The 14,188-nt window shown below is 61.7% G+C and carries 11 protein-coding genes; 6 read left to right on the top strand and 5 right to left on the bottom strand.

All coding sequences use genetic code 11. From position 1 onward, the window contains the following. Window positions 1-191: 191 nt before the first annotated feature. The 3 genes from AC0IYH_RS28095 to AC0IYH_RS28085 all read left to right on the top strand — a co-directional run bounded on the left by AC0IYH_RS28095 (window position 192) and on the right by AC0IYH_RS28085 (window position 4,628). Window positions 192-2,921 (top strand): winged helix-turn-helix domain-containing protein, encoded by a 2,730-nt coding sequence (locus tag AC0IYH_RS28095; protein WP_471837277.1) that lies wholly within the window; start codon window positions 192-194, stop codon window positions 2,919-2,921. Window positions 2,922-3,010: 89 nt separating this feature from the next. After that, window positions 3,011-3,655, top strand: a complete 645-nt coding sequence (locus tag AC0IYH_RS28090) for an MBL fold metallo-hydrolase (protein ID WP_471837275.1) — start codon at window positions 3,011-3,013, stop codon at window positions 3,653-3,655. Window positions 3,656-3,854: 199 nt separating this feature from the next. Continuing rightward, window positions 3,855-4,628 carry a YiaD family glycine zipper/OmpA-like lipoprotein gene (locus tag AC0IYH_RS28085; RefSeq protein ID WP_101266625.1) on the top strand — a complete coding sequence of 258 codons (774 nt, stop codon included), beginning with the start codon at window positions 3,855-3,857 and terminating at the stop codon, window positions 4,626-4,628. A 65-nt stretch (window positions 4,629-4,693) separates the two neighbouring features. On the opposite strand, the gene AC0IYH_RS28080 is transcribed toward AC0IYH_RS28085, so the two are convergent. Next, on the bottom strand, window positions 4,694-6,334 hold the full coding sequence (locus AC0IYH_RS28080) for a methyl-accepting chemotaxis protein (protein ID WP_471837273.1): 1,641 nt from the start codon (window positions 6,332-6,334) through the stop codon (window positions 4,694-4,696). A gap of 613 nt (window positions 6,335-6,947) precedes the next feature. Between AC0IYH_RS28080 and AC0IYH_RS28075 the strand changes: the two genes are divergently transcribed. From AC0IYH_RS28075 to AC0IYH_RS28065, 3 genes are read left to right on the top strand one after another with little or no spacing between them, the layout of a single operon-like run. Continuing rightward, window positions 6,948-8,348 (top strand): cytochrome c, encoded by a 1,401-nt coding sequence (locus AC0IYH_RS28075; RefSeq protein WP_471837272.1) that lies wholly within the window; start codon window positions 6,948-6,950, stop codon window positions 8,346-8,348. Between the two features lie 3 nt (window positions 8,349-8,351). Further along, entirely contained in the window at window positions 8,352-8,870 is a 519-nt protein-coding gene (locus AC0IYH_RS28070; RefSeq protein ID WP_471837270.1) for a sugar dehydrogenase complex small subunit, read from the top strand. After that, entirely contained in the window at window positions 8,867-10,501 is a 1,635-nt protein-coding gene (locus tag AC0IYH_RS28065) for a GMC family oxidoreductase (protein WP_116629062.1), read from the top strand. Before AC0IYH_RS28070 ends, AC0IYH_RS28065 begins: the two co-directional genes overlap by 4 nt. Before the next feature lie 67 nt (window positions 10,502-10,568). On the opposite strand, the gene AC0IYH_RS28060 is transcribed toward AC0IYH_RS28065, so the two are convergent. The 4 genes from AC0IYH_RS28060 to AC0IYH_RS28045 all read right to left on the bottom strand — a co-directional run bounded on the left by AC0IYH_RS28060 (window position 10,569) and on the right by AC0IYH_RS28045 (window position 14,015). Further along, window positions 10,569-11,150 (bottom strand): BON domain-containing protein, encoded by a 582-nt coding sequence (locus AC0IYH_RS28060; protein ID WP_101266635.1) that lies wholly within the window; start codon window positions 11,148-11,150, stop codon window positions 10,569-10,571. Further along, the gene (locus AC0IYH_RS28055) at window positions 11,147-11,740 is read right to left on the bottom strand and encodes a phosphoheptose isomerase (protein ID WP_007904374.1); all 594 of its coding nucleotides are present in this window, start codon (window positions 11,738-11,740) and stop codon (window positions 11,147-11,149) included. Before AC0IYH_RS28055 ends, AC0IYH_RS28060 begins: the two co-directional genes overlap by 4 nt. Window positions 11,741-11,832: 92 nt before the next feature. Further along, window positions 11,833-12,204, bottom strand: a complete 372-nt coding sequence (locus tag AC0IYH_RS28050) for a YraN family protein (RefSeq protein ID WP_122773713.1) — start codon at window positions 12,202-12,204, stop codon at window positions 11,833-11,835. Next, entirely contained in the window at window positions 12,204-14,015 is a 1,812-nt protein-coding gene (locus AC0IYH_RS28045) for a penicillin-binding protein activator (protein ID WP_471837269.1), read from the bottom strand. The genes AC0IYH_RS28050 and AC0IYH_RS28045 overlap by 1 nt, the downstream gene beginning before the upstream one ends. Window positions 14,016-14,188: the final 173 nt, after the last annotated feature.

The raw sequence follows: 14,188 nt of genomic DNA, 5'->3' as shown, positions 1-14,188 counted from the left end.
ACCTGTAAACCATGTCCCCGGTTAGAAATGTAAACGATGTCCCCGGTTTGTACCGGGGCAAGCCCCCTCCCACATTTTTTGTCGCAGTTCTTTTTAAGGCAAATGTTGCAAAGATCTACAAACCTGCGGCTTTTACCGCTAGTCTGCGGACATCTGCAATGCCGACAACAGCCTTCTACAAGAGCCCGGCGATGACTGATCTGTCCCGAATCCAAGGGCCTGCCAGCGCGGTTATCCCGACCCTGGAAGGTCGCTTCTACAGGCCACCGCTGCCCGACGGCTATGTGCTGCGACCGCGCCTGTGCGAACGGCTGGCTGCCGGGCTGGAGGGGCGACTGTTGCTGGTCAGCGCACCGGCTGGGTTCGGCAAAAGCTCGTTGGCGGTGGAGTTCTGCCAAAGCCTGCCGGCCCACTGGCAAAGCCTGTGGCTGGGGCTGAGCCCACGGGACAACGACCCGGGGCGTTTTCTCGAACGCCTGCTCGAAGGCCTGCAGCAATACTTCCCGCAACTCGGCGCCCAATCCCTGGGCCTGCTGAAAATGCGCCAGCGCCACCAACCCTTCGCCTTCGAAGAGTGGCTCGATGGGTTGCTCGATGAGCTGACCGTGCAGCTGTCCACCCGTGCGCCGCTGTTGCTGGTGCTGGATGACTACCACCTGGCCCAGGGCCCGGTGCTGGATCGCTGCCTGCAATTTTTCCTCAACCATTTGCCCGATGGCCTGCTGGTGCTGGTCACCAGCCGCCAGCGCCCGGATTGGCACCTGGCGCGGCTGCGTCTGTCGCGGCATTTGCTGGAACTGCATGAACAGGACCTGCGCCTGACCCATGCCGAATCCCTCGCCGTACTTGACCGTCACAGCAGCTCCTTGCGTGGCGAGGCCCTCGACAACCTGATCCGTCGCAGCGAAGGCTGGGTGGCCGGCTTGCGTTTCTGGTTGCTGGCTGCTTCCGAAGCCGGCAGCGAAGGTGCATTGCCGCAGAGCCTGCACGGTGGCGAAGGGTTGATCCGCGATTACCTGCTCGAAGAGGTGATCGACTGCCTGCCGGCCGAAGTCCAGGCGTTCCTGTTCGACACCGCGCCCCAGGAGCGCTTTTGCAGCGAGCTGTGCGACGCCGTGCGCGAAGCCCACGACAGCGCCGAAATCCTGCGTTACCTGCAATCCCACCAGGTGTTCCTGGTGCCGTTGGACGAGCAGGGCCACTGGTTCCGCTATCACCATTTGTTCTCCGACCTGCTGCGCACGCGGCGCGCCAGCAGCAATGTGTTGCCGGCGGCCAGCCTGCACCTGCGCGCGTGTCGCTGGTTTAACGCTCAGGGCTTGATCGATGAAGCGGTGGAGCAGGCGTTGCGCGCCGGCCACCTAGATGTGGCCGCCAACCTGGTGCAGAACCTGTCCGAAGAACAACTGCTGGCCGAGCAGAATGTGGGCATGCTGCTGCGCTGGAAAATGGACTTGCCCGACAGCCTGCTGATCAGCACGCCGCGCTTGATTGTGCTGTACAGCTGGGCGTTGGGCCTGGCCTGCCAGTTGGATGCGGCGGAGGAATTGTCCAGTTACCTGAGCCGCTTCCTGCCGGCGCCGTCCGCCACCGCGCAGAAGTCGATGCTGGCCCAATGGCTGGCGCTGAGCGGGATCATTGCGCGCGGGCGCGGTGACCGCGAGCTGACCCAGCGCTATTGCAGCGAAGCCTTGGAGAGCCTGCCGCAGCGGCGTTACGGGCAACGTTTGATGTGCCTGTCGGCGCTGTCCAATTTGGCCATTGTCGATGCCGACCTGTGGCGCGCCCGTGGGTTGAATCGCGAGTCCCTGGAGCTGGCGCAGCGTGTCGGTAATCCGTTGTTCGAGGCCCTGGCCCATTACGACCGTGCGCGGGTATTGCAGGCGCGCGGCGAAATCCTGCGCTCCCTGGATGAAGTGCGCCAGGGCCTGCAACGCCTGCAGGGCCTGGCCCCCCAGCGGCTGTACGCCGTGCGTGCGCGGTTATCGCTGTACGAAGGTTACTTGCTGCTGGTGCGTTTCCAGCCCGAAGCCGGCCTTGTGCGTTTGCGCGCTGGCCTTGCCGAGGCTCGCGCCTGCCGCGACATCAGCGTGCTGATCGGGCATTGCGTGATCGCCAGCTTCGAAGGGCGGCGCGGTGACTTTCCCAGCGCCTTCGCCGAACTCGCTGAAGCCGAACGCCTGATGCACATCTGGGATGTGCCGCCGATCTACTACCTGGCGATGATCACCCTGATCAAATGCGAGCTGTGGCTGGCCCAGGGTCGCACCGACCTGGCCGACGCCTGGCTGACCCGCCTGGGGCAGACCTACAACGGCGAACATGCCGCCGCCGCACCGGAGTTTCATCCACACCTGCCGCAGCATATCGGGCTGCAACAGGCTGCATTGGATGCGATTCGCCATCAACCCGAGGCCGCGCAGCAACGCCTTACAGAATTGGCACAACAGGCCCACAACAGCGGGCGCCAGATGATTGCCCTGATGGCCCTGACCCAGCAGGCGCAGTTGCTGCTGGAGGGCGGCCATGAAGCCAAGGCGCGGCCGGTGTTGGCCCAGGCCCTGGAGGCGGGCGCAGGTGGCGCGCTGCAACCTTTTGAGCGGTTGCTGGCCGGTCACCCGGACTGGATGCGCGAGCAACTCGGCAAGGATCCCCATGGTGTGCTGAATCAGAGCCTGCTGGGATATCTACCGGCCGTTGCCATGGCCGAGCCGTCAGCCAATCATGAAACCCTGAGCGCCCGGGAGCTGGCGGTGCTGCAATTGATCGCTCAAGGCTGCTCGAACCAGGAAATCAGCAACCGGCTGTTTATCTCCCTGCACACGGTCAAGACCCACGCGAGCCATATCAACAGCAAGCTGGGTGTGGAGCGTCGCACCCAGGCCGTGGCGCGGGCGCAGGAACTGAAACTGATCGGCTAGGTGGCGAGCGAGCTTGCTCGCGCCGGGCTGCGAAGCAGCCCCAGTCTGTTTTAATAGTGCAATTATCTGATTCGCACTCGAGGCCCCCTATGACCACCCCCAAACCGACGCTCATCCGCGAAACCTTCCCCGTCGGCCCCTTGCAGTGCAACTGCACCATCATCGGCGACCCCATCACCAAAAAAGCCATCGTCGTCGACCCAGGCGGCAACCACGAACTGATCCTCGCGCGCCTCGAGGCGCTGGGCCTGAAAGTGGTGAGCATCATCCACACCCACGCGCACCTCGACCATTTCCTCGCGTCCGGCCAGTTGAAAGAGAAAACCGGGGCCACCTTGCTCCTGCACAAAGAGGATCAATTCCTCTGGGACAACCTGGAAATGCAGTGCCAGATGTTTCGTGTGCCCTATACCCCGGTACCGTCGCCGGATCGCTGGCTGGAGGACGACGAGGAGTTGGCCTGTGGCTGCGGCGTGGCCTTGCACACGCCAGGGCATACGCCGGGCTCGATGAGTTTCTGGTTCGCCGATGCCAAGCTTTTGATTGCCGGCGATACGTTGTTTCGGCGCGGCGTAGGGCGCACGGATTTGTGGGGCGGGGACCAGGCGACCATCGTGCGTTCGATCAAGCAACGGCTGTATACCCTCGACGAAGGCGCGACCGTGGTGACCGGTCATGGCCCGGATACACGGCTGGGGGATGAGATGCGCGAGAACCCGTTTGTTCGTGCATGAGCAGACCTGTTGTAGCAAAAACACAGGTTGTATTCAGGATCTGTCTGCTACGGTTTCTGTAGCGGCGCTGGCGGCCGATGTTTTGTTACAGCCCAGGCTGCGGCCACGGAATTTTTACCGCTTGTCGCGTTCCAAACTCGGCACAGATCCATTGCCAATGTCCTTTGCACCACAGAATGCAAAAGTAGGAGCTTCCTTCATGTTCACTTCCCGTCGTCTGCTTGTTGTTGCTACGGTCGTAGCCCTGTTGTCCGGCTGCGCTTCACCTAACCCTTACAGCGGCGGCGGCCAGGGCCAGGCGAGTAATGAGTCCGGCGGCATGAGCAAAACCGCCAAGTACGGTGGCCTGGGTGCCTTGGCGGGTGCGTTGGCAGGTGCCGCCATCGACCACAACAACCGTGGCAAGGGTGCGTTGATCGGTGCGGTGGTTGCCGGTGCAGGCGCAGCGGGTTATGGCTACTACGCCGACCAGCAGGAAAAGAAACTGCGCGAAAGCATGGCCAATACCGGGGTTGAAGTTCAGCGTCAGGGCGACCAGATCAAGCTGATCATGCCAGGCAATATCACCTTCGCGACCAACTCGGATGCGATCTCCAGCAGCTTCTACACGCCGCTGAACAACCTGGCCAACTCTCTCAAGCAGTTCAGCCAGAACACCATCCAGATCGTCGGCTACACCGACAGCACCGGCAGCCGCCAGTTGAACATGGACCTGTCCCAGCGCCGTGCGCAGAGCGTGGCCAACTACCTGACCTCCCAGGGCGTCAGCGCTGCCAACCTGAGTGCACGCGGTGCCGGCCCGGATAACCCGATCGCCAGCAACGCCGACGTGAATGGCCGTGCCCAGAACCGTCGTGTGGAAGTGAACCTCGGCCCGATCCCTGGCCAGCAGTACGGCCAGCCAAGCGCCCAGCAACAAGCGCCACAGCAGAACAACCAGTTCCAGGGCAACCCGTACTCGCAGTACCAGTAAAGGCTCGCCAGTAAAAAGGGCGCCGTGCAGTCAATGCACGGCGCCCTTTTTTGTGGCCGGATGTTTTACAGGCGGAAGCGGCTGACGAGGGTGTTGAACGAAGTCGCCAGGTTCGACAGTTCCTGGGTCGATGCATTGGTTTGATGCGCGCCGGCTGCCGTTTGCGTCGACAGGTCCTGGATATTGACCAGGTTGCGGTCGACCTCACGCGCCACGTGGGCCTGCTCTTCCGACGCAGTGGCGATCACCAGGTTGCGCTCGTTGATCTGGGAAATACCCTCTGCGATCAGCTCCAGCGCTTCCCCCGTGGCCTGGGCGAGGGCCTGGGTGTCGTTGACCAGCGCCTGGCTTTTGCCCATGGCGCCTACGGCCTGGTCGGCGCTGGCTTGCACGGTGTTGATCATGCCTTCGATTTCCCCGGTCGACGCTTGCGTGCGGGCGGCGAGGGCGCGCACTTCGTCGGCGACCACGGCAAAACCACGGCCCTGCTCACCGGCTCGGGCGGCCTCGATGGCGGCATTGAGGGCCAACAGGTTGGTCTGCTCGGCGATGCCACGGATTACGTCGAGCACTTTGCCGATGTCGCGAACTTGGCCGGCCAGGTCCTTGACCCTGCTGGTCGATGAGTCGATTTCAGTGGTGGCAAGGTTGATGGCCGTGACCGCTTTGCGCGCCTGGTCGCGGCCATTGGTGGCCTGCTGACTGGTGGTATGGGACGCCTCCGAGGTGGACACCGCATTGCGCGCCACTTCCTCAACCGCCGACGTCATCTCGGTAACCGCCGTGGCGGCTTGCTGAATCTCATCGTTCTGGCGCACCAGGCCGCGGCTGCCGTTATCGGTGACGGCCGTTAGCTCTTCGGCGGCTGAGGCGAGTTGATCCGAGGCGCTGGCGATCTGCTGGATGGTTTGTTTCAAGCTCGACTGCATATCGCCCAGGGCGCTCAGCAGTTGGCCGGTTTCGTCTCGGCCGGTGCTGACGATGGTCTGGGTCAGGTCGCCATCGGCGATGCGCCGTGCGCTGGTCACTGCGGTGGCAATCGGGCGGCTGATCAGACGGCTGACAAACAGGCCGAGCAAAATCGCCGCAATAAAGGCGAGCACGATGCCTGAGTACAGTGTGTTCTTGGCAGACGCCTCCTGTGCCGTGGCTTCCTTCGCTCCTTCGGCTACCTGGCGTTCATTGGAGTCGACCATGATCGTCAATTCATCCATCACCGTGCGGTAGTTTTTTTGCAGGTCGCCGAACAACAGCGCGCGGGCTTTATCCAGGTCGTGGGCCTGCAGCAGGGCCACGTATTGCTGGAGCATCGCCTGATACACCGGCCAGTCGCGATCCATCTTGTCGCCCGCCGCCCGCTCGTCGTCGGCCAGAGGTGTCGCGCGGTAGAGCGCAAACGCCTGCTCACTGGCCAGGCGGTTGGCATTCATCGAGGCGATGAACTCGTCCTTGACGCTTTGCGGCGCGTCGCTGGCATAAGCGGTGTACAGCCGATAGAGGTCGCGGCTCTGGCCAACGGCTTTGGTTTTGGTCTGGGCGGTGTTCGAGACCGACACCAGGTTGTTGGTGAACACCAGCCTCAGGCTTTCCGACAGTGCAGATACCCCCCGGCTGCCCAGCACACCTACGCCCAAAGTGATCAAGGCGCACAGTGAGAAGGAGGTAATCAGTTTGGTCGAGAGTTTTGCGTCGTTAAGCCAGCTCATCGGTTCGTCCTGGAAAGATGCTGATTGATTCATCAACGAAGTGGAGGCCGGCACCGGCTGGGTGGCGGCAGTTGTCGTACTACTATCGACAGCTTCGTCCAGGACTGAAGGGTTACAGAATATTTCGCAGATTGAAACCGCTCTAAAACGCGGCTTTTCACGGGTTTTTTGCTGATTTTTTGATCTGGATCCCGCTGTGAAAGATGAGCGGCTTTCAATCGACGGTATCAGGAGAATTTATAGAAATTGTTTATTTATCATATGGTTATTATATTTTTCATGGCTTTTTAATGATTGTCGAAAACAGGAGATGTCAGCACATACGTTCAAGCATGGGCAAAATTCACAGAAACCTACGCATTTTCTCTAAAAAACCCATTAATGTTGCCGTTGTCCTTACGGATGTCACGCTGAAAACCCCTGTCTAGACGCTTCAAGTCAAATCACAGATGGATGGCAAATTGCCTTTTAATCTGTTGCCAAATATTGCTCAGCGTGAAATATTCGCCCCGTCTTGTCATATGACGTCCGATGACAATATGAATTATTCGATAAGCCGCCAGAGCTTACGAGTCCGTGAAAGCCATGAGTGCAGTTTCGTAAGGTAAACAAGATGCCGCGTAAAACGGTCAGGGAAAAAGGCATCAAACATGCCTTGGCAGGCGTGCTGACGCTTGTGGTTTGGGGGGCTGGCGGTGCGTACGGCCAAGCACTGGATGCCACCGCGTCACCGGGCAAACGCCTGGCGGTCGCCGCCGATTGTGTGGCCTGCCACACCGCGCCCGGTGGGCAACCCTTTGCTGGCGGCTATCCGCTGAGTTCGCCGATGGGAGTGATTTATTCGACCAATATCACGCCGTCCAAATCAGCGGGTATCGGTGGTTACACCGCCGAACAATTCGCCCGTGCGGTCAGGGATGGCGTGACGCCCGATGGCACGCACCTGTATCCGGCCATGCCGTATACCTCCTACGCGAAGATGACCGACACCGACGTGGCGGACCTCTACCAGTACTTCATGCACGAAGTGCAGCCGGTCGACGCGCCGACGCAGAAGACCAACCTCGACTTCCCGTTTAACATCCGCGCCTCGATGCTCGGTTGGAACGCGTTGTTCCACAGCCAGAAACGCTTCACGCCGGACCCGGGCAAATCTGCCGAAGTGAACCGTGGCGACTACCTGGTCAATGCCCTGGCCCACTGCGACACCTGCCACACCCCGCGCAATGTGCTGATGGCGGCCGACAACAGCAAGCCGCTCGTCGGCGGCGCGCTGGGCGGTTGGTACGCGCCCAATATCACCTCGGATAAAACCAGTGGCATTGGCGCCTGGTCCAGCGCTGAACTGGTGGCGTACCTGCGCACCGGCCATGTCGAAGGCAAGGCACAAGCCGCCGGTCCGATGGCCGAAGCCGTCGAACACAGCCTGCAACATCTGGACGATGTCGACCTCAAGGCCATCGCCGCCTACCTGCTGCAAACCCAGCCGATCAACACCGGCGAGACCAAGCCTCGCCATGCGTTCGGCCAGGCTTCCAGCGATGAGCTGACCCTGCGTGGCGGCAAGCCCGAAGATAACCCCGGCTGGCATATCTTCAGCGGTACCTGTGCCAACTGCCATCAGCCTAACGGCCAGGGCACGCGCGAATACCCCTCGCTGTTCCACAACACCGCCACCAGCCGCAGCGACAACCTGATCGCGGCGATTGTCTACGGCGTGCACCGTGAAGTGGATGGCGTGGCGATCGACATGCCGGCCTTCGGCCCGGATGCACTGTTCACCGACCGCCTCAACGATCAGCAGATTGCCGACGTGAGCAACTACGTGTTGTCCCGCTATGGCAATGACGCGTTGAAGGTCACCGCAGCCGATGTGGCCCAGGTGCGCGAGGGTGGGCCAAAGGCGCCGTTGGCGGTCATGGCCAGGTTCACCATTCCGGCCATCGTCCTCGCCTGCATCCTGATTGCCCTGGTGGTGATCGTCATTGTTCGTCGCCGACGTCGGGAGGTTTGAAGCATGGACTCATCACGCAATGCACTGTCGCGCCGCAGCCTGCTGCGCGGTTCGGTCACGCTGGGGTTGGTGGCGCTGGTCAGTGGCGTGATGCCGTGGCAATCGGCCATGGCCAGCGCCCAGTCGGACGCGGATTTTGCGGCGCTGTCGCAGTTCCTGGTCCGCCGCCCGGTCAACGCGGTTTTGGCGGCTCGTTACTACGCGGCCCTGGATAAACGTGCGCCAAACTTCGCCACCAACGTGATCGCGCTCAAGCAGCTGATTGCCGAGCGCGGCCTCAAGCATGTCGATGACTACCTGGCGCTGGCCGATGCCGACCCGTCGTTGAAGGCGACGGCCATCAGCATCATTTCCGCCTGGTACCTGGGCATCGTCGGCGAGCCGGTCGACGCCGAGCTCATCAGCTACAGCGAAGCGCTGATGTACCGGCCCACCCACGGCACCCTCATCATCCCCACTTACGGTGGCGGCCCGGATTCCTGGGGCTCCAAACCTAAAGCGCCACAGGACTTCACACTATGAGCAACACTGAATTCGACGCTGACGTAGTCATCATCGGCTCCGGTGTCATGGGCGGGTTGATTGCGACCGGCCTGGCCAAGGCCAACAAGTCGGTGATCGTTCTGGAGGCCGGCCCGCGGGTCAATCGCCGCGATGTGGTGGAAACCTTCCGCAACGCCCCGGTCAAGCTGTCCCTGGCCAATGCCAAGTTGCAGGGGGCGGGTTCACCGTACCCGAGCCTGCCGCATGCGCCGTCGACCTATGGCGATTATTTGCAGCAGGTCGGCCCGGTCAAATACAACACCTCGTATTTGCGGGTGGTGGGCGGTACCACCTGGCACTTTGGTTCATCGCTGTGGCGGATGCTGCCCAACGATTTTCGCTTGAAGTCCTTGTACGGGCGCGGCCGCGACTGGCCGATCAGCTACGACGAACTCGAACCGTTTTATGCGCGTGCCGAAACCGAGCTGGGCGTGTCCGGCGTCGATGGCCAGGACGAAAGCGGGCAGGGCGGCGAGGCGTTCCCGCCGCGCTCGATTCCGTACCCGATGGAAGGGCTCAAGCCGAGCTACATGTTCACAAGGCTGTCGGAGATGCTCGGCAAGGGCGGCTACAACCCGATCCTGGAGCCCAATGGTCGAGCGACGCGCCCCTACGGCAAACGCCCGCCGTGCGCCGGCAACAACAACTGCAACCCGGTGTGTCCGATTGCCGCCAAGTACGACGGCTCGATGCATATCGACGAGGCTGAACGCCACGGCGCCAAGGTTTTGGAAAACTCGGTGGTGTATAAAATCGAGGCGGGCGACGACGGCAAAATCACCGCCATCTGGTACATGCGCCCCGATAAGTCGACCCACAAACTGACCGCGCGTTATTTTGTGCTGGCCGCCTATGGCATCGAGTCGCCCAAGCTGTTGCTGATGTCCACCTCGGACAAGTACCCCAACGGTATTGCCAACTCGTCTGACCAGGTGGGCCGCAACCTGATGGACCACACCGGCATCAGCATGAACGTGATGACCAAGGAAGACATGTGGCCGGGAGAGGGGCCGACCCAACTGCTGGTGTACCTGAACAGCCGCGACGGTGCATTCCGCAAGGACTACCCGGGCTACAAGATCAAGGTGCGCAACACGGTGCCGACCGCGCAGATCACCTCCAACCTGATCGCCAAGGGTGTGCTGGGGTCCAAGCTTGATGAGCAGATTCGCTTGCAGTCGGCGCGTTCACTGAACTGGGCGGTGGACTTCGAAACCCTGCCACTGCCGGAAAACCGCGTGACGCCGAGCAAGACCAAGTTCGACGCCATCGGCCTGCCGGTGCCCGAGATCTACTACAGCGTTCCCGACTACTGGCACGCCGGTAAAGAGAAAGCCCTGGAGGACTTCAAGCAGTTCGCCACGCTGCTGAACGCCGATATCCTCAGCACCGATGTCGGTTTCCAGAACCGTCAGCACATCATGGGTACGACCATCATGGGCGATGATCCGAAGGATTCGGTAGTCGACCGCGATTGCCGCAGCCATGACCACGCCAACCTGTTTATCGCCGGTACCAGCGTGATGCCGTCGTCGTCCTGCGTGAACCCGACGTTGACCGGCGCGGCCCTGAGTATTCGTATTGCCGATGTGTTGGTGAGCGAGGTCTGAGTCATCGCTGGATAAAAAAAGCCCCCTGACGCCAATGGCGCAGGGGGCTTTTTTGTGTCGGGCACCATCAGTCGATGTATTCGAACACTTTTACAATTTTCTGCACGCCGGACACGCCTTGTACCAGGTTGGCGGCGCGGGTCGCTTCTGCCTGGGTCAGCAGGCCCATCAGGTACACGATGCCGTTGTCGGTGACGACTTTGATGCGCGAGCCTGGGATCGCGTTGTCGGTCAACATCTGTGCCTTGATCTTGGTGGTCAGCAGTGCGTCGTTGCTGATGGCCAGCAGGGTGATCGGGTCCATGACTTGCAGTTCGTTATGGACTTTCTTGACCCGCTGCACGGCGGCTGCGGCTTGTTCGGCCTGCGCTTTCAGGTCGGCACGCGGCGTTTGGCCGGCGAGCAGCACCACGCCGTTGAAGCTGGTGACGACGATGCGCGAAGCACCATTGCCCAGGTCGGTGGCGGCCTTGGCGACGTTGACTTCGACTTTGGTTTCGATCAGCGAGTCATCAATTTTGCTGCCGAAAGTACGTGTGCCCTTATCGTCCTGAATGGGGGTGTCTCGTGTCGCGGTGATGGCCGTGCTGCAACCGCTGATGCCGAGGCACAGCGCGATAGCCAATAGGCTGAGACTTTTAACGGTCATTCTTCACTCCCGAACAGTTGGCTGTCGATCAGATCGCACAGGCAGTGGATCGCCAGCAGGTGGACTTCCTGAATACGTGCGGTGACATTGGCCGGGACGCGAATCTCCACGTCCTCGGGCAGCAGCAGTGAAGCCATGCCGCCGCCGTCGCGGCCGGTCAATGCTACGACAATCATTTCGCGATCATGTGCGGCCTGGATCGCCTGAATAATGTTCGCCGAGTTGCCGCTGGTGGAAATCGCCAGCAGCACATCGCCCGGTTGGCCCAGGGCGCGGATCTGCTTGGAGAAGATTTCGTTGTAGCTGTAGTCGTTGGCGATCGAAGTGATCGTCGACGAATCAGTGGTCAGGGCAATGGCCGGCAGGCTTGGGCGCTCGCGCTCGAAGCGGTTGAGCAGCTCGGACGAGAAATGCTGGGCATCGCCGGCCGAACCGCCGTTGCCGCACGAAAGCATTTTGCCCTCGTTGAGCAAGGCATTGACCATGACCTGACTGGCTTGCTCGATGTGCGGTGCAAGTACGTCCATCGCCTGTTGCTTGGTGTCGATGCTGGCCTGGAAAAGCTGGCGAATTCGGGATTGCATGTCCATCTGTGTGACCTTAAGTAGCGCGGCTGTTTGGCACAGGAATGTGCAGCCCGCAAAGCAAAGAGCAAAAGTGTGTGGTGAAGATGCCCGGCGAATCAGCTGTCGAAGGCACTTTTGAGCCAGTTCAGATCAGCCTTGCCAGACGGTGTGCTTTCTATGGCAACCACATCGAAACGGCAGGGGGCGTCGGCCCAGCGATGCTCATTTAGCAGGAAATACTGCGCGGCGAGTATCAGCTTCTGACGCTTGCGCCCGTCGATACTGGCGAGCGCGCCACCCCATTGTGCGTGTTTTCTGTAGCGGACTTCGACGAATACTACTGTATCGCCGTCAAGCATGACCAGATCAAGCTCGCCGCGTTTACACAACCAGTTCTGCGCCAGTAGGCGCAGACCCTGTTGTTGCAGGTAGTTCAGAGCTTGAAGTTCGGCATCCTTGCCGCTTTGTGCGCTGGACCGCTCGGGCATCAGCGCGGGGTGTCCGGCAGGCGCTGGATCTCGCCGCCGACGAACTTGGCCCATGGCATCTGGCGGTCAACGCGCTGGTTGGCGCTGATGCCGAGGTTGCCCGACAGACCATCCACGCGGGTATCCGGCAGCGCCTTGAGCTGGCCCAGGCGTGGCGCCAGGCGGTAGGCGTCGACACCCATCGCGTACAGGCGGCCGAGGCTGCCATTGGCTTGCGGCCATTGCGCGGCCACCTGGTTGCGCAGCGGGTCGGTGGTGTTCAGCAGCCAAGGGGTTTCGCAGAACATCACGTTGGTCATGTCCAGGTACTGGTTCTTGTCACCGCTGGCACTGAATACGTGGGACGTGGCGTACACCGGCACATCACCGGCGTACTGGAAGTTCAGCGTCGGCTTGATCTGCTGGGCCAGTTGCGGGGTAACGGCCAGGAAGATGAATTCGATGTCCTGGCGGCGCGACGGTTGTGCTGCTACGTCGGTGCCGACTGTGCTTTGCAGGCTCTTGGCGCGACCTTCGCTTTTACGCAGCTGGAACAGGTCGGCGATTTGCTGGGCCAGGGCCACAGGCTGGTCGACATACTCGACACCCACCACGGTGCCGCCGTTGGCTTCCCAATCCTGGCGGAAGGCCTTGTAGACGCGCTCACCCCATTCGCCACGCGGCACCATGGCGGCGGCGCGGTGCAGGCCGTCGGCACGGGCGCGGCGCGATACTTCGCGCGCTTCGTCTTCTGCGGCCAGGCCGAACTGGAACAATTGCGCCGGGCCTTGATCGGTCTCGCTGTAGTTCAGGGCCAGGGTGGTGATCGGCAACTGAGGGCGTGCGCTGAGTTGTTTGACCAGCGGCTTCTCCAGCGGGCCGACGACCAATTGCACGCCGGCGGCCTGGGCCTTGGCGTAGAAGTCGTCGAGGGAGGTCAGGCGCGAGCTGTCATAGAACTCGATGACCGGCGGCTTCTGCCCGGCTTGTTCGGCCTGGTAGTGGGCGGCCATGAAGCCTTCGCGCAGCGCCTTGCCGACGGAGGCCAGCGGGCCATCCTGGGGCAGCAGCAGGGCAATCTTGGTCAGGGGCTGGCTGGCCAGTTCCTTGAGCTTGGTCAGTGGCGTCGGCAGGTTCACCGCCGCCGGGTGACCCGGGTTCTGCGCGCGCCAGGTGTCGATGGCGGCTTGTTGTTGCTCCAGCGTACCGGCGCCCTTGACCGACTGGGCCAGGGTGATCCAGCCGTCGAGTACCGGGTTGCCGCTGGCTTGCAGCTGTTCGGCCGGCAGGGCGGCAATCAGCGCCCAGATGGCTTCGTGGTTGCTTTTGGCGGCGTCGCCGCTCAGCAGCGGCGCCATGGCCACGCGCTCGCGGGCGGCGGCCAGGGTCTGGCCATCGGCTTCATAGGCGCGGGCGTGGACGGTGCCGGTGCGAATCTGCTGTTCAGCCGGCAGGTCCTTGAGGCTTTGCAGGCTTGGGTGGTTCAAGGCGGTCAACGCAGCCTTGGGCTGGTTGCGTGCCATCGCCAGTTCGGCGGCCAGGGTGCTGGCGAACACTTGCGGGGCTGGCTTGAGGACGTCCAGGGGCACTTGCGCCAGAATCTGCGCCGAGCGGCCTGGGTTGTTCTGTTTGTAGGCCATGTCAGCTGCGCTCAGGCGCAGCAATGCCGCCTGTTCTGGCGTCTTGGCGGTAGTGGCCTGTTCGAGCAGTTGCTCGATACTGGCGTCCGGGGTCCGTGGAAGGTCGCCAAGGCTGGACGAGGGCGAGCTGGCACACGCGGCCAGCAAGGCAGCGAGGCAGAGGGCGGAGAGCAGCCGCAGGCAAGCGATCATGTAAGTGTTCCTGATACCGATCAAATTAGCGTGGAATTGTACCCAAGCACTGGCCCAGGCGCGATGTTACTGGCGTGAAACCGTCGATTTAGGTCGTGCAAATGTTGCGTTGCGCCATCAATGGCTTAAAAGGCATCGGCCGCGAGGGCATATTTTCAAGGCGCCTACAGCTA

The sequence above is a fragment of the Pseudomonas sp. AC463 genome, from assembly GCF_979253585.1.
This window is presented reverse-complemented; position numbering and strand designations above follow the sequence as displayed.